23 protein-coding genes are annotated in these 18,283 nt (G+C 67.7%); 17 read left to right on the top strand and 6 right to left on the bottom strand.

Annotation, left to right across the window (positions count from 1 at the left end; translation table 11 throughout):
* Positions 1–33 precede the first annotated feature (33 nt).
* The 4 genes from ACREEF_RS02995 (at position 34) to ACREEF_RS02980 (ending at position 3,127) form a co-directional block, all read left to right on the top strand.
* Complete coding sequence (locus tag ACREEF_RS02995) at positions 34–387, top strand: UrcA family protein (RefSeq protein ID WP_431564128.1); 354 nt, start codon at positions 34–36, stop codon at positions 385–387.
* A gap of 156 nt (positions 388–543) precedes the next feature.
* Positions 544–897 carry a UrcA family protein gene (locus tag ACREEF_RS02990; protein ID WP_431564127.1) on the top strand — a complete coding sequence of 118 codons (354 nt, stop codon included), beginning with the start codon at positions 544–546 and terminating at the stop codon, positions 895–897.
* A gap of 104 nt (positions 898–1,001) precedes the next feature.
* A complete protein-coding gene (locus ACREEF_RS02985) occupies positions 1,002–2,225 on the top strand; it encodes an NAD-dependent epimerase/dehydratase family protein (protein WP_431564126.1) in 1,224 nt (407 codons plus the stop codon).
* Between the two features lie 23 nt (positions 2,226–2,248).
* Positions 2,249–3,127, top strand: coding sequence for an SDR family NAD(P)-dependent oxidoreductase (locus tag ACREEF_RS02980; protein ID WP_431564125.1), 879 nt, complete (start codon positions 2,249–2,251; stop codon positions 3,125–3,127).
* Here the strand turns inward: ACREEF_RS02980 and fabB are convergent.
* The 3 genes from fabB to ACREEF_RS02965 all read right to left on the bottom strand — a co-directional run bounded on the left by fabB (position 3,124) and on the right by ACREEF_RS02965 (position 5,585).
* On the bottom strand, positions 3,124–4,353 hold the full coding sequence (fabB, locus tag ACREEF_RS02975; protein WP_431564124.1) for a beta-ketoacyl-ACP synthase I: 1,230 nt from the start codon (positions 4,351–4,353) through the stop codon (positions 3,124–3,126). The two genes, ACREEF_RS02980 and fabB, sit on opposite strands and share 4 nt — an antisense overlap.
* Positions 4,354–4,413: 60 nt before the next feature.
* Positions 4,414–4,947: a 3-hydroxyacyl-[acyl-carrier-protein] dehydratase FabA gene (fabA, locus tag ACREEF_RS02970; RefSeq protein WP_331034087.1), complete on the bottom strand. Its 534-nt coding sequence runs from the start codon at positions 4,945–4,947 to the stop codon at positions 4,414–4,416.
* 68 nt (positions 4,948–5,015) lie between these two features.
* Positions 5,016–5,585: an SH3 domain-containing protein gene (locus tag ACREEF_RS02965; protein WP_431564123.1), complete on the bottom strand. Its 570-nt coding sequence runs from the start codon at positions 5,583–5,585 to the stop codon at positions 5,016–5,018.
* Positions 5,586–5,638: 53 nt separating this feature from the next.
* Here ACREEF_RS02965 and ACREEF_RS02960 point away from each other — a divergent pair, with 53 nt between their 5' ends.
* Positions 5,639–6,625, top strand: coding sequence for a 2-hydroxyacid dehydrogenase (locus tag ACREEF_RS02960; protein ID WP_431564122.1), 987 nt, complete (start codon positions 5,639–5,641; stop codon positions 6,623–6,625).
* Positions 6,626–6,708: 83 nt separating this feature from the next.
* Positions 6,709–8,775, top strand: coding sequence for an alpha/beta hydrolase family protein (locus ACREEF_RS02955; RefSeq protein WP_431564121.1), 2,067 nt, complete (start codon positions 6,709–6,711; stop codon positions 8,773–8,775).
* Here the strand turns inward: ACREEF_RS02955 and ACREEF_RS02950 are convergent.
* Together ACREEF_RS02950 and ACREEF_RS02945 are read right to left on the bottom strand one after the other, a co-directional pair.
* Complete coding sequence (locus tag ACREEF_RS02950; protein ID WP_431564120.1) at positions 8,772–9,539, bottom strand: HesA/MoeB/ThiF family protein; 768 nt, start codon at positions 9,537–9,539, stop codon at positions 8,772–8,774. The genes ACREEF_RS02955 and ACREEF_RS02950 overlap by 4 nt on opposite strands.
* A 56-nt stretch (positions 9,540–9,595) precedes the next feature.
* The gene (locus ACREEF_RS02945) at positions 9,596–10,006 is read right to left on the bottom strand and encodes a BLUF domain-containing protein (RefSeq protein ID WP_431564119.1); all 411 of its coding nucleotides are present in this window, start codon (positions 10,004–10,006) and stop codon (positions 9,596–9,598) included.
* Between the two features lie 144 nt (positions 10,007–10,150).
* Between ACREEF_RS02945 and hslV the strand changes: the two genes are divergently transcribed.
* Together hslV and hslU are read left to right on the top strand one after the other, a co-directional pair.
* On the top strand, positions 10,151–10,708 hold the full coding sequence (hslV, locus tag ACREEF_RS02940) for an ATP-dependent protease subunit HslV (protein ID WP_431564118.1): 558 nt from the start codon (positions 10,151–10,153) through the stop codon (positions 10,706–10,708).
* A 71-nt stretch (positions 10,709–10,779) separates the two neighbouring features.
* On the top strand, positions 10,780–12,084 hold the full coding sequence (gene hslU, locus ACREEF_RS02935) for an ATP-dependent protease ATPase subunit HslU (RefSeq protein WP_431564117.1): 1,305 nt from the start codon (positions 10,780–10,782) through the stop codon (positions 12,082–12,084).
* A gap of 45 nt (positions 12,085–12,129) precedes the next feature.
* Here the strand turns inward: hslU and ACREEF_RS02930 are convergent, their stop codons facing one another.
* Complete coding sequence (locus ACREEF_RS02930) at positions 12,130–12,882, bottom strand: alpha/beta fold hydrolase (RefSeq protein WP_431564116.1); 753 nt, start codon at positions 12,880–12,882, stop codon at positions 12,130–12,132.
* 80 nt (positions 12,883–12,962) lie between these two features.
* Between ACREEF_RS02930 and ACREEF_RS02925 the strand changes: the two genes are divergently transcribed.
* From ACREEF_RS02925 to ytpR, 9 genes are all read left to right on the top strand, one after another.
* Positions 12,963–13,928 carry a glycosyltransferase family 9 protein gene (locus ACREEF_RS02925; RefSeq protein ID WP_431564115.1) on the top strand — a complete coding sequence of 322 codons (966 nt, stop codon included), beginning with the start codon at positions 12,963–12,965 and terminating at the stop codon, positions 13,926–13,928.
* Positions 13,929–14,053: 125 nt separating this feature from the next.
* The gene (gene infC, locus ACREEF_RS02920) at positions 14,054–14,575 is read left to right on the top strand and encodes a translation initiation factor IF-3 (protein ID WP_431564114.1); all 522 of its coding nucleotides are present in this window, start codon (positions 14,054–14,056) and stop codon (positions 14,573–14,575) included.
* 276 nt (positions 14,576–14,851) lie between these two features.
* Positions 14,852–15,049 (top strand): 50S ribosomal protein L35, encoded by a 198-nt coding sequence (gene rpmI, locus ACREEF_RS02915; protein ID WP_003166435.1) that lies wholly within the window; start codon positions 14,852–14,854, stop codon positions 15,047–15,049.
* Positions 15,050–15,160: 111 nt separating this feature from the next.
* Positions 15,161–15,517: a 50S ribosomal protein L20 gene (gene rplT / locus ACREEF_RS02910; RefSeq protein ID WP_431564113.1), complete on the top strand. Its 357-nt coding sequence runs from the start codon at positions 15,161–15,163 to the stop codon at positions 15,515–15,517.
* Positions 15,518–15,660: 143 nt separating this feature from the next.
* On the top strand, positions 15,661–15,864 hold the full coding sequence (locus ACREEF_RS02905; RefSeq protein ID WP_431564112.1) for a dodecin family protein: 204 nt from the start codon (positions 15,661–15,663) through the stop codon (positions 15,862–15,864).
* A 77-nt stretch (positions 15,865–15,941) separates the two neighbouring features.
* The gene (gene pheS / locus ACREEF_RS02900; RefSeq protein ID WP_431564111.1) at positions 15,942–17,018 is read left to right on the top strand and encodes a phenylalanine--tRNA ligase subunit alpha; all 1,077 of its coding nucleotides are present in this window, start codon (positions 15,942–15,944) and stop codon (positions 17,016–17,018) included.
* Positions 17,019–17,035: 17 nt separating this feature from the next.
* Positions 17,036–17,455, top strand: coding sequence for a hypothetical protein (locus tag ACREEF_RS02895; RefSeq protein WP_431564110.1), 420 nt, complete (start codon positions 17,036–17,038; stop codon positions 17,453–17,455).
* The gene (locus ACREEF_RS02890; RefSeq protein WP_431564109.1) at positions 17,452–17,850 is read left to right on the top strand and encodes a hypothetical protein; all 399 of its coding nucleotides are present in this window, start codon (positions 17,452–17,454) and stop codon (positions 17,848–17,850) included. Before ACREEF_RS02895 ends, ACREEF_RS02890 begins: the two co-directional genes overlap by 4 nt.
* Positions 17,847–18,283: YtpR family tRNA-binding protein (ytpR, locus tag ACREEF_RS02885; RefSeq protein WP_431564108.1), on the top strand; the 437-nt coding region annotated here is incomplete at its 3' end. The genes ACREEF_RS02890 and ytpR, both read left to right, overlap by 4 nt.

Genomic DNA, 18,283 nt, shown 5'->3' with positions numbered 1-18,283 from the left:
CCGCAAGAAGAAAGGGCGACCTGGAGATGCACCATGAAAGCCTTGGTTACAGGCGCAGCCCTGCTGCTCGCCATCGCCCTGCCTTGCAGCGCACAGGCGCAAACCGCCGACGCGCCGGCGCCCGCCGAAGTCATCGCCGTTTCGTATGCCGATCTCGACCTGACCCAACCGGCGGGATCTCGGATTCTGAACAATCGCCTGAGAGCGGCGGCGCAGCGCGTGTGCGGCGACACCAATCTGGTCACGAGCGCACCTCGAGCCCGTCACTGGTGCGTCAAGGACGCCGTGGCGGACGGCTGGGGTCAGGTCTCGGCCAGCCGCTCGACCCGCCTGGCCGAGAACCGCTCCATCGTGCTCGGCGCGCTGCGAACCCGACCGCAGCCCTAGAGCTGCCTCAAGGAACGCCTTTGTGAAGTTCCAACGGCGGGACGACGCATCTCATCCAGAACAAAGACCGCGCTGGCCGGTTGTCAGGCATCAGTCGGTCGCTGGTCTTCTTGAAGAGGGACAAGCGCAGCGGAAGGGCGATCAGGAGATCGCAAGATGCAATCGACGATCATAGGAGCAGCCTTGCTGCTCGCCATTGCGGCGCCGGACGGCGCCCAGTCGCAAGCCACGCGGCCTGTGGAAGAGGCGGAAACCGTCATCGTTTCCTATGCCGACCTCGACCTCAACCAACCGGCGGGATCAAGAATTCTTGAGCACCGGCTCAGAGTGGCGGCCCGCCGCACCTGCAGCGACGCCAATCTGCCGATGAGCCACTATCTGGTCCGCCACGCCTGCATCAAGGCGACCTTGGAGGACGGCTGGGCGCAGGTCGCCGCCCACCGCTCGGCTCGATCCGTCGAGAGCCGCACGGTCACGCTGGCGGCCCTCCGCGCGCAGGCCCAGCCCTAGGAACGGCCGCGCGCTCCTACAGCCGTGGAGCGCGGCGCGCCTTGCCGTCCGCCTTCGCCATCGGCTAGGCAGAAAGGAGAGAGAGACGACACAAGGGTCGACCGATGCGCGTGATGATCTTGGGCGGCGACGGCTTCTGCGGCTGGCCCACGGCCCTGCATCTGTCGGCGCGCGGCTGGGACGTGCTGATTGTCGACAACCTCAGTCGCCGCAACATCGACAACGAGCTGGAGGTCCAGTCCCTGACCCCCATCCGCACCATGGGCGAACGCATCGCTGCGTGGAAAGAGGTGTCGGGCCGCACCATCGACTTCGTCAACATGACGGTCGGCAAGGAGTTCGACCGCCTGGTCGCCCTGATCCGCGACTGGAAGCCCGACAGCGTCGTCCACTTCGCCGAACAGCGCGCCGCCCCCTATTCGATGAAGTCGGCGCGGCACAAGCTCTACACCGTCGACAACAACCTGAACGCCACCCACCATCTGCTGGCGGCCATCGTCGAAAGCGGGCTGGACGTGCATCTGGCCCACCTCGGGACCATGGGGGTCTATGGTTACACCACCGCGGGCCTGCGCATCCCCGAGGGTTATCTGAAGGTCACGGTCGACACCGACCACGGCCCGACCGAGCAGGAAATCCTGTTCCCGCCGAACCCGGGCAGCATCTATCACATGACCAAGACGCAGGACGCCCTGCTGTTCCAATTCTACGCCCGGAACGACGGCCTGAGGATCACCGATCTGCATCAGGGCATCGTCTGGGGCGCCCAGACCGAGGAGACGAAGCAGGACGAGCGCCTGATCAACCGCTTCGACTATGACGGCGACTACGGCACGGTGCTGAACCGCTTCCTGATGCAGGCGGCGGTCGGCTACCCGCTGACGGTCCACGGCTCGGGCGGCCAGACGCGGGCCTTCATCCATATCCAGGACACGGTGCGCTGCGTCGAACTGGCGCTGAAGAACCCGCCGACGTCGGGCGACCGGGTCAAGATCCTCAACCAGATGACCGAGAGCCGTCGCGTCCGCGACCTGGCGCAGATGGTGGCCGAGATGACCGGCGCCGAGGTTCACTACGTCGCCAACCCGCGTCAGGAGGCCGACGAGAACGAACTGGTCGTCGCCAACGACCAGTTCCACGACCTGGGGCTGAAGCCGATCACCCTGGCCGAGGGGCTGATGGCCGACGTGACCGACATCGCCCGCCGCTACGCCGACCGCGCCGACCGGGCCAAGATTCCTTGCGTCTCCAGTTGGAACGGCAAGCGCGCCCAAGCGCTGCAGTCTCAGGAGGCGGTCGCTGCGCCCGCCGCCGCCAAAATCGCCTGACGGCATCGCCTGACCGGACCGCCATGACCCAGCCTGCCCCCGCCGCCCTTTCCTTGCTGGTCTTCGGCGGCGGCTATCTGGGGCTTAAGGCGGCGCGCGAGGCCGTCCGGCGCGGCGGGCGGGCCTTCGCCACCTCGCGCGACCCTGACCGGCGAGCCGTGTTGACGGCGGCTGGCGTGGTCGCCATCGACCCCACGGACGCCGGCGCCTTGCAGAGCGCCGTGGCCCAGGCCTCGGCCATCCTGATCACCGCCCAACCCGACGGCGGCGGCTGCCCCGGACTGAAGGCCCTGATCCCGGCGATCTCCGCCTCAGGCGCCTATCCCGACTGGATCGGCTACGTCTCCCTGACCGCCGTCTATGGCGATCGAGCCGGCGGCTGGGCCTTTGAAGACGACGAGTTGAACGCCGCCAGCGTCGAAGGGGCCCGCCGCGTGCGGGCCGAGCAGGATTGGCTGGACGCCGGACGCGGCATGGGTCTGACGGTGCAGATCTTCCGCCTGCCCGCCATCTACGGCCCCGACCGCTCGCCGGTCGATCGCCTGCGTAACGGAACCGCCCGGCTGGTGAAGAAGCCCGGCCAGGTGTTCAACCGCATCCATGTCGAGGACGCGGTCTCGGCCTTCTTCGCCTCGATGGCGCGACCGCACCCTGGTCGGGCCTATACTCTGGCCGACGATGAACCGGCCCCGGCGGACATGGTGATGGAATGGACGGCGGCGCGGCTGGGCATGCCTCTGCCGCCCGAAGTCAGCCTGGACGACCCGTCGGTGTCGGACGCCATGCGGCGCTTCTACAACGACTCCAAACGCCTCTCGAACGCCCGCGCCAAGGCCGAACTGGGCTGGCGCCCCCGCTACCCCAGTTGGCGCGAGGGCGTAGAGGCCATTCTCGCGTCCTAGATCTTCGACAGGATCAGGGTGCCGTTGGTGCCGCCGAAGCCGAAGCTGTTGGACATGACGTGCTTCAGTTCACCGTCGTGGCGCTCGCGCAGGATCGGCATGCCCTCGAACTCGGGGTCCAGGTTCTCGATGTGGGCGCTTTCGGCGGCGAAGCCGTGCTTCATCATCAGCAGGCAGTAGATGGCTTCCTGAGCGCCCGCCGCGCCGAGCGAGTGGCCCGTCAGCGACTTGGTCGAGGAGATCATCGGCAGGTCGTCGCCGAAGACGTTGCGCACCGCGCCCATCTCCTTGGCGTCGCCGACCGGGGTCGAGGTGCCGTGGGGGTTGAGGTAGTCGATCTTCGGGTCGCCGGCCATCTTGAGGGCCAGCTTCATGCAGCGCTCGGCGCCCTCGCCCGAGGGGGCCACCATGTCGTAGCCGTCCGAGTTGGCGGCGTAGCCGGTGACTTCGGCGTAGATGGTCGCGCCGCGCGCCACGGCGCGCTCGTATTCTTCCAGCACCACGATGCCGGCGCCGCCGGCGATGACGAAGCCGTCGCGGTCCTTGTCATAGGCGCGGCTGGCGACCGAGGGCGTCTCGTTGAAGTTGGAGGACATGGCGCCCATGGCGTCGAACATGTTCGACATGGACCAGTCGATGTCCTCGCAGCCGCCGGCGAAGACCACGTCCTGCTTGCCCCAGGCGATCTGCTCGGCGGCCGCGCCGATGCAGTGGGCCGAGGTCGCGCAGGCCGAGGAGATCGAATAGTTGATGCCCTTCAGCTGGAACCAGGTGGCCAGGACCGCCGAGGGGCCGGACGCCATGGCCTTGGGCACGGCGAAGGGGCCCACGCGCTTGGGCGAGCCTTTTTCGATCGTGGTCTGGGCCGCCTGCAGGATGACCTGGGTGGAGGGGCCGCCCTCGCCGACGATCAGGCCGATGCGCTCGTCCTGGATTTCTTCGGCGCTCAGGCCGCTGTCCTTCAGCGCCTCTTCAAAGGCGATGTGACCCCAGGCCGTGCCATTGGCCAGGAAGCGGGCGGCGCGACGGTCCACCAGCGGCGCCCAGTCCTCGGCCGTCACGCCCAGGGCGGGCGGGGCCCAGACCTGCGAGCGGAAGCCGTATTTGGCGTGGTCGGCGGCGTGCTGGACGCCCGACTTGGCTTCGCGCAGGGAGGCCGCGACCTCGTCCTGGCCGGTGCCGATGGAGGAGACGATGCCCAATCCGGTGACGACGACACGCCGCATGGTGTTTCCTAACGTTCAGTCTTCAGGCGCCGCGTTGACCGCGGTCTGCGTTAAATGGGGTCAGGCTTCGGTCGGCGCCACCACGCCGCCGAACAGGCCGACGCGCATGTCGGCGCAGGTGTAGATGACCTCGCCGTCGGCCTCGAGCACGCCGTCGGCGATGCCCATGACCAGCTTGCGGTTGATGACGCGCTTCAGGTGGACCTTGTAGACCACCTTCTTGACGTCCGGGGTCACCTGGCCGGTGAACTTGACCTCGCCGACGCCGAGCGCACGGCCCTTGCCGGGGCCGCCGATCCAGCCGAGGTAGAAGCCGACCAGCTGCCACATGGCGTCCAGGCCCAGGCAGCCCGGCATGACCGGATCGCCGATGAAGTGGCACTGGAAGAACCAGAGGTCGGGGTTGATGTCGAGTTCCGCCTCGACATAGCCCTTGCCGTAGTCGCCGCCGTCGGCGGTGATGGTCTTGATGCGGTCGAACATCAGCATCGGCGGGGCCGGCAGCTGGGCGTTGCCCGGACCGAACAGCTCGCCGCGGCCCGAGGCCAGCAGGCCTTCGTGATCGAACGACGACGGATATTGGGACTGGCTCAAGGCTGACGCTCCGGAAGTGTTGCGGGCGGGTTACACGACCCTGCGCGCCCGCTCAACTGTTGTGAAGTCTAGCTTCTTCCAGCGCCGGCAGGCCGGGCGGCGCTGCACAGGGCGCGGTCCTGGGTTCCGAACACGGCGCGCTCGGGCAACCAGCCCCTGATCTTGCGGGCGCGCACCCGGCACCAGCCGTCTTCGCACTCGTCCAGCGAGACGATGGAGCGCGGCGACAGGCGGGCGCGCACCGAAGAAGTGGCGGACCGGCCCGAGTGGATCAAGATCTCTTCGGCCGAGCGGTTGAACACGCTGCGGCGGCCCGAGGCGACGGTGCGGTGGATCCAGGCGACCGAGCCGTCGGGATCGCAGATCTTGCGCCATTCCCTGGTCTCGGCGATCACTTGGACCGGCAGGCCGGCGGCGCGATACTCCCACAGGATCTCGTAATCGAGGCCCGGTCCCTGGCGGGCGCGCACCTGAGAGGATTTCAGCGTGACCCAGCGCGGCACTTCCAGCCCGGTCGGCGTCGGCCGACCGTCAGGCATGAGGGCGCCGGCGCCCGCGAAGACGCCCGATCCCAGAACGGCGGCGATGACGGCGATACGCCGGAAACTTTTGAACCTGACCACAGCTTTGCTAGACACCGGATCGACCCGTCCCGCACGGGCGCTTCCGCCCGTCGAAACCCAGGCTCCCTATGTCCGCTCGCAAGCTTAAGGTCGTATTAACCAGACGCCTGCCGGACGCGGTGGAAACGCGCCTGCGCGAGCTTTTCGACGCCGAGCTGAACCTGACCGACCGGCCGATGTCGCGCGACGATCTGGCCGCCGTCTTGCAGCGCGCCGAGGTCCTGGTCCCGACCATCACCGATCATCTGGACGCGGACCTCATCAAGGGCGCGGGCGAGCAGTTGAAGATGATCGCCAACTTCGGCGCGGGCGTGGACCATATCGACATCGACGCCGCCGTGGGGCGCGGGATCATCGTCACCAACACCCCCGGCGTCCTGACCGAAGACACCGCCGACCTGGCCATGAGCCTGATCCTGGGCGTCAGCCGCCGCATCGTCGAAGGCGCCAATGTCGTGGCGGCGGGCCAGTTCGAGGGCTGGAGCCCGACCTGGATGTGCGGCCGCAAGCTGTGGGGCAAGCGCCTCGGCATCGTCGGCATGGGCCGCATCGGCCAGGCCCTGGCGCGCCGGGCCAGGGCCTTCGGCATGCAGGTCCACTATCACAACCGCAAACCCGTCTCGGACATGATCGCCGAGGAGCTGGGCGCGACCTGGTGGGACGACCTGGACCAGATGCTGGCGCGGATGGACGTCGTCTCGCTGAACTGCCCGGCGACCAAGGACACCCACCACCTGCTGTCGGCCGAGCGCATCGCCCGGCTGCAGCCCCACGCTATCGTGGTCAACACCGCGCGCGGCGAACTGATCGACGAGGCCGCCCTGGTCGAGGCCCTGGACCGTCGCGCCCTGTTCGGCGTCGGCCTGGACGTGTTCGAGCACGAACCGGCGGTGCATCCTGGTCTAGTGGGGCGTCCGAACGTGGTGCTGTTGCCCCACCTCGGCTCGGCCACGATCGAGGCCCGGCAGGACATGGGCGACCGGGTCATCGCCAACATCATGACCTACCAGAACGGCCACCGCCCGCCCGACCGGGTGATCCCGGCGATGCTCTAGGGAATGTCTTTCCCGGATTGACGACGAACACCGTTATCGGCTCAATCGCCCGGCGACGAGAGGTCGCCAGAGCCGGGGGGCCCATGACATCCACTTCTTCAGCCCAACGTTGGCGAAGCGCGCAGGCGCGCCATGACCGCCTGCTGGCGACCCTGAGCCGTCGAGGCCTGCTGGGCTTCGGCGCCGGACTGGCGGCGAGCGGCGCCTTCGGCGTCGGCGTATCCCATGCGCGGGAGGAAGCCAAACCCCATTCCCTCGACGCCTTCTTCACCCCCGACGTGGTGGTGGCGGCGGCCCTGTCTCCGGCCGGTGACCGGGTGGCCGTTCTGCGTAACATCGGCGAGAACGGCGCGCGCCGACTGGCGGTCGAGGTGGTCGACGCCGCCGATCCGACGGGGCCGCGCCGGGTCGTGCCGATCGGCGATCAGGAGGTCGAGACCCTGGCCTGGGCCAATGACCGACGCGTCCTGATGCGCCTGGCCATTCCCGTGACCGCGGGCGGAACCGTGTCCATCGGCAGCAAGCTGGCGTCGCGAACGGTCGATCTGCACAGCCGCCGGATGATCTCGGTCGATCTCGACACCGGCGGGGCCGTTGTCCTGTTCGGCAACGAGCGGAACCGGCAGCGTGAATCCCTCAACCTTGGCGCGGTCGTCGACTATCTGCCGAATGATCCCGATCATGTGCTGATGGCGGCGCGGGAATACAGCGGGCGGTTGGCTCTGCATCGGGTCAGCGTCTACACGGGGCGGGCCAGCCTGGTTGACGCCGGCAACACCAACACCCTGACCTGGGCGACCCGCGACGGCGTGCCGGTGATGCGCATCGACACGAACGCGCGCGGTTCGATGTTCAACATCTTCGTGCGCGCCGGGGCGCAGGGCTCGTGGAAGCGGGTGTGGCGCCAGTCGATCGAACAGGCGCGAAGCTTCTTCTGGATCGCCGCGACGGACCGGCCCGGCGTCGCCCTGGTGGCCGCCCGGCTGGACGGCGAGGACGTCATGTCCATCCGCGATCTCGATCTGGAGACGCTCGAGTTCGGACCGCCCAAGGCGTCGCGCCCCGGCCTCGACATCAGCGACTATATGCTGGACGCCAAGGGCGACTTCATGGGCGCGCTCTTCTTCGCCCCGCGCGCCCAGTACGATTTCGTCGACGCCGACATGGCCCCCCACCACCTGGCGATGAATCGGTTCTTCGACGACGAATGCAATGTAGTGCTGGGAACCGCCGACGCCGCACGCAACCGTTTCGTGGTTTACGCCACAGGCCCGCGCGAGCCGGGCGCCTGGTATCTCTATGACAAGGCGGCGCGGAATTTCGAATATCTCGGTTCACGGACGCAGATGGAGACCGACCGGCTGGGGCCGACCGAGACCCTGGCCGTGCCGACCCGGGACGGTGCGACCATCGAGGCCTTCCTGACGGCGCCGCCGTCGCGCAAGCCCGGCCCCCTGATCGCCCTGGTCCACGGCGGCCCGGAGGTTCGCGACACCTACGACTGGGATCGCGAGGCCCAAGCCCTGGCGGCCCAGGGCTGGTGGGTGGTCCAGCCGAATTTCCGTGGCTCGGGCGGGTTCGGCAAGGCCTTCGCCCGCGAGGGATACCGCCGCTGGGGCGAGCGGATGCAGGAGGACGTCGAGGACGCCGTCGCCCACGCCGTGCGGACTCGCGGCCTGGACGCCGACCGCGTCGCCATCATGGGGACCAGCTACGGCGGTTACGCCGCCCTGATGGGGGCCGTTCGTCGCCCCGACCTCTACAAGACGGCGATCTCCATCTGCGGCGTCGGCGACCTGGGCGATATGCTGGACCACGAACGGCGCGACGACGACAGTCCGGACGGCTACGTCTATCGCCTGTGGGCCGATCGGATCGGCGACCCTCAGTCGGACGCCGCCATGATCGAGGCCGCCTCGCCGCGTCGAAGGGCTGACGAGATCGCCTGCCCGGTCCTGCTGGTGCACGGCGAGGACGACGCCGTGGTGCCTGTGCATCAATCCCGGCGGATGCACGACGCCCTGCGCGCCGCCGGAAAGACGGTCGACTATGTCGAGGTGACCGGCGCCGGACACGCCGACTGGGAGGACGAAATCGACCGCAGCCTGATGCGGCGCTATACGGCCCTGCTGCGCCAGGCCTTCGCCTAGCCGCCGCAGACCGGACAGTCGGGATCGGCCGTGATCCGGGCCGTCCGGCTGGTTCCGGCCAGGCCGTCGTAGAGCATGAGGCGGCCGCTCAGCGGTCGGCCCGCGCCGGTGATCAGCTTGATCGCCTCCAGCGCCGCCATGGCGCCGATGACGCCGGCCAGGGCGCCAACCACGCCGACGCGGGCGCAGGTCTCGGCCTCGGGCGGGGTTTCCGGCACCAGGCATTGATAGCAGGGCTTGCCGGCGAAGACGCCGACCTGACCGTTCCAGCGGCCCAGGGCGCCGGACACCAGAGGCTTGCCCGCCGCGACGCAGGCGGCGTTGACGGCGAAGCGGGTCTCGAAGTCGTCGGTGCCGTCCAGCACCAGGTCGAACCGTTCGATCAGGGCGCGGGCGTTGTCAGGCGCCAGCCGCTCGACCAAGGGCTCTACCGCGACATGAGGATTGAGCGCGGCCAGATGCGCCGCGCCCGCCGCGACCTTGGGGCGTTCGGCGTCGTTGGTGGTGAAGATGATCTGGCGCTGCAGGTTCGACAGGGCCACCGCGTCATGGTCGATCAGGCCCAGGGTTCCGACCCCTGCGGCGGCCAGATAGAGGGCGGCGGGCGCGCCGACCCCGCCCAGACCGACGATCAGGACCCGCGCGCGCTTCAACGCCTGCTGGCCGGGGCCGCCGATCTCGGACAGCACCAGCTGGCGGGCGTAGCGGTCGACCTCCTCGTCGGAGAAACGAACGGGCGCGGCGGGGGCGAAGAACTGGGTCACGTGTGACTGTCTAGCGCAGTCGGGCGGGCCCGTCAGTCCGCCTGTCAGGCGGTCTGTCAGGCGGGGACGGGCAGGGCCTCAGCGGCCGCGATCAGAACCGCCTCGGCGCGATCCGGTCCCAGCTGGTCCAGACCGCCGCCGTTCAGCAGGCGACCGGCGGCCGGCGTCAGCTCGGCCAGGGTCATCGGCCAGTCGCCGAAGAGGCGGCAGGAGACGTCCGTATCCGAAAGCAGACGAAGGTTCTCGTGACGCGGATCAGCCCGAAGCCGGCCCATCAACCGGTCCACGTCGTCGCGGCGCCCCTCGATGGCCTGAAGGAAGCGGCCGTCATGACGCATCAGCACCCCGGTCAGCCCGTCGCGACGATTGTTGCGCTCCGCCCCGCCGAGGATCTCGACCAGAACCAGCAGGCTTGTCGCAGCGTCGCCGACGGCGTCGCTGACATAGATGGCGCGATGAAGCAGCAAGGCGATACTCGAACTGAACGCGGACACGACGCGACGGGGGAAGCCTCCCTGTCACGGGCGAGGTTAACAAAGGGAAACCGCGCAGCCCACGGTGCGCGTGTCGGTCATCTTGCGGCGCGCAGCGCGATCCTCCATCTCAACTCCATGACTCAGACACCCAGCAACTTCCCCGACTGGCACGGCACCACCATTCTGGCGGTGCGCAAGAACGGCCGCACCGTCATCGCCGGCGACGGCCAGGTCTCGATGGGGCCGACCATCGTCAAGGGCGCGGCGCGCAAGGTGCGCACCTTGGCGGGCGGCAAGGTGCTGGCGGGCTTCGCCGGGGCCACGGCCGACGCCCTGACCCTGATCGAGCGGCTGGAAGCCAAGCTGGAGCAGTATCCTGACCAGCTGGCCCGCGCCTGCGTCGAACTGGCCAAGGACTGGCGCACCGACCGCTATCTGCGGCGGCTGGAGGCCATGCTGCTGGTCGCCGACAAGGACACCATTCTGACGGTGACGGGCGTCGGCGACGTGCTGGAGCCGGAATACGGCGTGGCCGCCGTCGGCTCGGGCGGCAATTATGCGCTGGCCGCCGCTCGCGCCCTGATCGACGAGAACTCCGAGCTGGACGCCGAGCAGATCGCCCGCAAGGCCATGAAGATCGCCGCCGACATCTGCGTCTACACCAATGGCAATCTGACCATCGAGAGTTTGTAGGGCGCTATCGCTCGCCGCGCGGCGGCTCGCTGCTTGAGCGCCTATCTGAGTATTTCTGGACCGTCTGCCCCATGACTGACCTTTCCCCCCGCGAAATCGTCTCCGAACTGGATCGCTTCATCGTCGGCCAGGACGACGCCAAGCGCGCCGTGGCCGTGGCCCTGAGGAACCGCTGGCGCCGCAAGCGCGTGCCCGAGGATCTGCGCGACGAGGTCACGCCCAAGAACATCCTGATGATCGGCCCGACGGGCGTGGGCAAGACCGAGATCGCCCGGCGCCTGGCCAAGCTGGCCGGCTCGCCCTTCCTCAAGGTCGAGGCGACCAAGTTCACCGAGGTCGGCTACGTCGGCCGCGACGTCGATCAGATCATGCGCGATCTGGTCGAAAGCGCTCTGGTCATGGTGCGTGAGAAGCGCCGCTCGGGCGTCAAGGCGCGCGCCGAAGGCCAGGCCGAGGAGCGGATTCTGGACGCCCTGGTCGGACCGGGCTCGCAACCCGCCACGCGCGATGCGTTCAGGAAGAAGCTGCGCGCCGGGGAACTGGACGACAAGGAGATCGAGATCGCCCTGGCCGACACGGCCTCGCCGCTGCAGGGGCTGGACATGCCGGGCGGCGGCGGCAACGTCGGCCTGCTGAACCTGTCGGACCTGCTGGGCAAGATGGGCGGCGGACGCACCAAGACGGTCAAGCTGACCGTCGCCGAGGCCGTCCCCCCGCTCGTCACCGAGGAAAGCGACAAGCTGCTGGATCAGGAAAGCCTGACCAAGGAAGCCCTGCTGCTGGCCGAGAACGAGGGCATCGTCTTCCTCGACGAGATCGACAAGGTGGCGGCGCGACAGGGCGCCTCCGGGGCCGATGTTTCACGTGAAGGCGTGCAACGCGACCTGCTGCCCCTGATCGAAGGCACCACGGTGTCGACCAAGTACGGGCCGGTGAAGACTGACCACGTCCTTTTCATCGCCTCGGGCGCCTTCCACGTGGCCAAGCCCAGCGACCTGCTGCCGGAACTGCAGGGCCGCCTGCCGATCCGGGTCGAGCTGAAGGCCCTGACCCGCGACGACTTCAAGCGCATCCTGACCGAACCGGAAGCCAACCTGATCCGCCAGAACCAGGCCCTGCTGGAGACCGAAGGGGTCACTCTGGTCTTCACCGATGATGCCGTCGAAGCCATGGCCGACGCCGCCGTGGCCGCCAACAACACTGTCGAGAACATCGGCGCGCGGCGGTTGCAGACCGTGCTGGAGCGGGTGCTGGAGGAGACCAGCTTCAAGGCCTCGGACCTGTCGGGCCAGACCCTGACCTTCGACGGCGACATGGTGCGCGACAAGGTCGGCGAACTGGCCAAGAACATCGACCTGAGCCGCTTCATCCTGTGAGGGCCTGAGCCTTGCCTCCCCATGAAATGGGGAGGAAAGCAGCAGTCAGCCCCGCATCGCCTCCACCGCTGCGACCAGACGCTCCAGATCGCTCGGCGTCGACAGCCGGTGATCGCCGCCCGCGATCAGGTCCAGACGCAGGTCGCCGCCGCTCAGGCGTTCGGCCAGTTCGACCTGGTGGCGCCACGGCACCACGTCGTCGGCGCGACCTTGCAGCACATGGATCGGGGCTTTGATCTCGATCACGCCGTCCAGCAGCAGCCAGTCGCGCGCCTCCTCGAACATCCGCCGGGTCAGGACGTAGGCGCCCAGCCCCTCCTCGGTGATGACCGTCTCGCCTTCGCGCAGGATGGCCTGACGCTCGTGGTCGGCCAGGCCGGGCCACATCAGCCTTTCGGTGAAGTCCTGGGCCGGATTGACCAGCACCAGGCCCTTGATCCGTTCCGGGCGCGCCAGCGTCGCCAGCAGGGCGACCCATCCGCCCATCGACGAACCCACCGGAATGACCGGCTCTTCGAGGCTGTCGATCAGGGCGATGGCGTCCTCGCGCCAGCGGCCGATGGTGGCCTGTTTCCAGTCGCCCGAGGACTGGCCGTGGGCGAAGTGGTCGTAGCGGACATAGTTCCAGCCGCGCTCACGCGCCGCCTCCTCCAGCGCCAGGGCCTTGGTCCCTTCCATGTCCGAGCGGAAGCCGCCGATCCAGACCACGGTCGGGCCGTCGCCCGCGACCGTCTTGAAGGCCAGGGTCTCGCCGTCGGGGCGGATCAAGGTCTGGGTCGGGGTCTGGACGTCGGACATGAAAACTCCTCGGACTGTCATTCCTCGCGGAATGGCTTTAGCAGAGACCGGGTTTCTTCACAGGCCGCGAGAGCCCCCGCTTGTCCGCACCCAAAGCCCTTTTTGTCAGCTCGAACCGGATCGGCGACTGCGTCATCTCTTCGGGCGTGATCCGCGAGATCGCGCGCCAGCTGCCGGGGGTGCAGATCACCGTCGCCTGCGGCCGTCCGCCCGCGCCCTTCTTCCGCTCGGCCCCCAATGTCGAGCGCGTGATTGTCCTCGACAAGAAGAAGGCCGCGGGACACTGGATCGATCTGTGGAAGCAGGTGCGCGGGACGAAATGGGATCTGGTCGTGGACATCCGCGGCTCGGCCCTGGCCTATCTGATCCCGGCGAAACGCCGCATCGTCTACAACCGCCGCTGGGAGACCGGCCTGCGCAAGGTCGAGATGGTGTCGCGCCTGATGGGCTCGGCCACGCCGCTGGACCCCGAGATCTTCCTCGACGCCCAGGCCCGCGCCGAAGCCGCCGCCGTCATCGATCCGCAGCTGGCGACAGGGCCGGGCGCGGGGCCGATCATCGCGCTTGCGCCCATCGCCCATCAGCCGGGCAAGTCCTGGCCCGCCGACCGCTGGGGTCAACTGGTCGAGAAGCTGAAGGCCGAACCCCGTTTCAACGGCTGGCGCTTCATGCCCGTCGGCGGCCCCGGCGACCGGCCGCCCGCGACCCCGGCTCTGGAAACCGCCGGCGACCGCGCCATCGACTGCGTGGGCAAGGGCGACATCCTGTGCTCGGCCGCCGTCATCGACCGGGCGGCCCTGTTCGTCGGCAATGACTCCGGCCTGATGCACGTCTCGGCGGCGCTGGGCCGACCGACCCTGGGCCTGTTCGGGCCGACCGAGTGGTGGCTCTATGGACCCTGGGGGGCGAAGACGCGCACGGTCGCCTCCAACGAGACGCGCGGCCAGTTCGCGCCGATCGAGGACCTGACGGTCGACCACGTCTTCGAGGGGGTGCTGGCGCTGCACGACGCCTTCATCGGCGGCGCAAACCCCGACCAGCCTTGAATTACAGGGCTTCTGTCGTCATATTCCGCCCGCCGGGAACGCGCCGCTCCGTCGCGCGCTGATCCCTGCGAGATCTATCACTGCCTTTCTGACCACATAAGGAAACGACGCCCATTCGCCGTCCCATGCAAGCGCCGCCCGTCAAGGATGGGCCGCCCATCAACCAGGAAATCCGCGCCACCCGCGTTCTGCTGATCGATCAGAACGGTGAAAAACAGGGCGTCATGCCGCTGTCCGCCGCTCTGGAAGCCGCCGAAGAGGCCGGTCTGGATCTGGTCCAGATCGTCGGCAACGCCGAGACGCCGGTCTGCAAGATCCTGGATTACGGCAAGCATCGTTTCCAGGAGCAGAAAAAGAAGGCCGAGGCGCGCAAGCGTCAGAAGGTCGTCGAGCTCAAGGAAATCAAGCTCCGACCGAACATCGACACCCACGACTATGACGTGAAGGCCAAGTCGATGCACCGCTTCTTCGAGGACGGCGACAAGGTCAAGGTGACCCTGCGCTTCCGCGGTCGTGAAATGGCGCACCCGGAATTGGGCATGAAGCTGCTCAACAAGGTGCAGGCCGACTTCGACGATGTCGCCAAGGTCGAATACGCCCCGCGTATGGAAGGCCGCCAGATGATCATGATCCTGGCGCCGCGCTAAGAGGCGGAGCCTCTGAGCGAGGCTTTTGGGTCGCCATGCTCGCCGCGCGGCGGCTTGCGACCTGAGCGAGGACTCTGGATCCAGTTCAGACGCCCGGTTCCGGACAGATGTCTGGCGCCGGGCGTCTTGCTTTTGGGGGGGCGGCGCCGTAAAAGCCGCCCCTTCGCGTACCGAACCGCCGGGCTAACAGGCATGCCTGGGCAGTTCGTTTCAGCTCCGCACTACGGGCTCAAGCAGCTCGAAGAGCGGTAGCCCACTAAAAAAGAGAGAGTGAAAATGCCGAAACTGAAGACGAAGTCTGGCGCCAAGAAGCGCTTCAAATTCACGGCCACGGGCAAGGTGAAGGCCGGCGTCGCCGGTAAGCGCCACCGTCTGATCAGCCACAACTCGAAGTACATCCGCCAAAACCGCGGCACTTCGGTCATGGCCGACGCCGACGCCAAGAAGATCAAGTCCTACATGCCGTACGCCTGATCGGCGCGCCGCATACCTGATCATCCTGTCACACTGAATTTGAACACAAGCCTCTGAAGCAGTGAGCCGCCGCGCGGCGAACGTTAGAGGCTTCCCGAAGGGAAAAATAGAATGGCTCGCGTCAAACGGGGCGTAACGTCCCACGCCAAGCACAAGAAGGTTCTGGGTCAAGCCAAGGGCTTCTACGGCCGCCGCAAGAACACGATCCGCGCCGCCAAGGCCGCCGTCGATCGTGCCGGCCAGTACGCCTACCGCGACCGCCGCAACAAGAAGCGCTCGTTCCGCGCCCTGTGGATCCAGCGCATCAACGCCGCCGCCCGTCTGGAAGGCTTCACCTACTCGCAGTTCATCCACGGCCTGGACAAGGCCGGCATCGTGCTGGACCGCAAGGTCCTGTCGACGATCGCCGCCGATGAAGCCAGTTTCAAGGCCGTCGCCGACAAGGTCCGCGCCGCTCTGGCCGCCTAAGCGATCTTGCATCATTGATGCTGAAGCGCCCGTCCCGGTCTCCGGGGCGGGCGTTTTCGTTTGCGGGTGACACCCGCCGGGGATGGGTGCAGGTTGGCCGGGCCGGTTCGACTGGCGTACCGGCCGGTTCAGGAGACAGTCTCATGTCCATCGCCCGCGTAACCGAGGTCACATCCTCCTCGACAGTCAGCTTCGAAGACGCCGTCACCCAGGGGATCGCCCGCGCCGACAAGACGCTTCAGGGCGTCGAAGGGGCCTGGATTCAGGACCAGAAGGTCGTGGTCCGGGACGGCAAGATCGCGGAATACCGGGTCGGCATGAAGATCACCTTCATCCTCAAGGACTGAGGCGCGCCATCCGGGACGCCCTGGAACGACGCTGAAGGCTTTGCGTGACGGCCATGTCGGGCTAGACGCTGCGGACCATGACCGATCTCGCCCAGCTAGAACTCGACCTGATCAACGCCATCGGAGCGGCGCCTAGCGTCGCTGCGATCGAAGAGGTGCGCGTCGCCGCCCTCGGCAAGACGGGAACCGTCTCGGCCCTCTTGAAGGGCATGGGCGCGCTCAGCCCCGACGAGCGCCGCGAGCAGGGGCCGCTCATCAACGGCCTACGCGACCGCGTGAGCGCCGCGCTCGTCGCCAGAAAGGCCGAGCTGGAGGCCGCCGAGCTAGACGCCCGCCTGCTGGCCGAGCGCGTTGATCTGACCCTGCCCAGCCGCCCGCGCCGCAAGGGCGGGGTGCACCCGACCATGCAGGTGATGGACGAGATGATCGCCCTGTTCGCCGAGATGGGCTTCGCCGTGGCCGAGGGCCCGGACATCGAGGACGACTTCCACAACTTCACCGCCCTGAACTTCCCGCCCAAGCATCCGGCGCGGGAAATGCACGACACCTTCTTCCTCAAGCCCGACCCGGAAACCGGCGAGCGCAAGGTCCTGCGCACCCACACCAGCCCGGTGCAGGTGCGGACCATGATGTCGCAGAAGCCGCCGATCCGCATCATCGCGCCGGGCCGCACCTTCCGTAAGGATTCCGACGCCACCCACACGCCGATGTTCCACCAGATCGAAGGTCTGGTGATCGATCGCGACATCCACATGGGGCATCTGAAGACGACGCTGGAGACCTTCATCGCCCGCTTCTTCGAGCTGGACGACGTCAACGCCCGCTTCCGCCCGCACCACTTCCCCTTCACCGAGCCCTCGGCGGAGATGGACATCCGTTGCGACCGCTCGGGCGGCAAGCTGACCCTGAACGAAGGCGACGACTGGCTGGAGATCCTCGGCTGCGGCATGGTCCACCCGAACGTGCTGCGCAACTGCGGCATCGACCCGGACGAGTATCAGGGCTTCGCCTTCGGCATGGGCGTCGATCGCCTGGCCATGCTGAAATACGGCGTCTCCGACCTGCGCCCGATGTTCGACGCCGATACGCGCTGGCTGGCGCACTACGGCTTCTCCGCCTTCGCCGCGCCCAACCCGGCGTCGGGCCTCAGCTGATCTCGAGAGTTTTACCCATGACCGACCAAGCCCAAGCGCCGATGTCCGCCGAAGAGAAGTTCGGCCGCGAACTGGTAGCCCGCACGACCTTCGAGAAGGAAGCCGTCTGGCTGCCTTCCCTGGCCGTCCACCACATGAACGCCGGTCAGACCGTCATCGACGGCAAGACCTTCACCGAATGCCTGATCGAAGGCCCGGCGGTGATGGCCGTCATGAACGGAACCAGCTTCGACAGCTGCAACATGGGACTGGCCGAGAATCCCCGCACCCTGCTGCTGCAACCCCTTGGCGACAAGATCGCCGGGGCTGTCGGCATGGCCAACTGCCGCTTCGTGCGCTGCCGTTTCGTCCAGGTGGGCTTCACCGGCGCCGAAGATGTATTGCAGCAGATCGAAAACGACCTTGTCGGCGCTCGCGCACAGGCGGCTCAGGCATGACCGACGCCAGTCTCGCCCCCATCGTGCTGGAGCCTCTCGGCGCCGGGCCTGAATACGCCGACATCAATGTCTGGCTGCCTCAGCTGTTCCTCGAAACCAGCCGCGCCACCGGCGCCCTCGTCATCGAGAACCGCAAATTCGTCGGCTGCCTGATCGAGGGGCCCGCCGTCCTTCTGCCCCTGGAGGGCTGCACCTTCGACGGCTGCAACATGGGCGAAGCTCATGGCGATCCCCGCACCCTGATGCTGCAGCCCGGCAGCCCGCAGCGGGTGGCCGGCCCCATCCCGCTCAGAAACTGCCACTTCGTGAACTGCCGCTTCCTCGGCGTCGGCTTCACCGGCGCGCCCGCCTTCCTGGACAATATGGCGACGGCGCTCGCAGGAGCTTCGCAATGAAGTTCACCCTTTCCTGGCTGAAGGAACACCTCGACACGACCGCCGAGGTCGAACAGGTCGCCGCCGCCATGACCATGGCGGGCCTGGAGGTCGAGGAGGTCCACGATCCCATCGCGGCGCTGGCCCCCTTTACGGTGGCCCGGATCGTCTCGACCGCGCGCCACCCCAACGCCGACCGGCTGCAGGTCTGTCAGGTCGACACGGTGGACGGCCGCAAGGAGATCGTCTGCGGCGCGCCGAACGCGCGGCCGGGCCTGACCACCATCTACGCCCCCATCGGCGCCTATGTGCCCGGCCTGGGCGTGACCCTGGTCGAAAAGCCGGTGCGCGGCGTGGTGTCTCACGGGATGTTGTGCTCGGGCGCCGAGCTGGAGCTGGCTGACGACAGCGACGGCATTCTGGAGCTGAGCGACGACCTGCAGGTCGGCGCGCC

It is taken from the genome of Brevundimonas sp., from assembly GCF_050729455.1.
In the GTDB taxonomy this organism is placed as follows: Bacteria; Pseudomonadota; Alphaproteobacteria; order Caulobacterales; family Caulobacteraceae; genus Brevundimonas.
The sequence above is the reverse complement of the archived record's forward strand: the minus strand, read 5'-3'. Positions and strand labels throughout refer to the sequence as shown.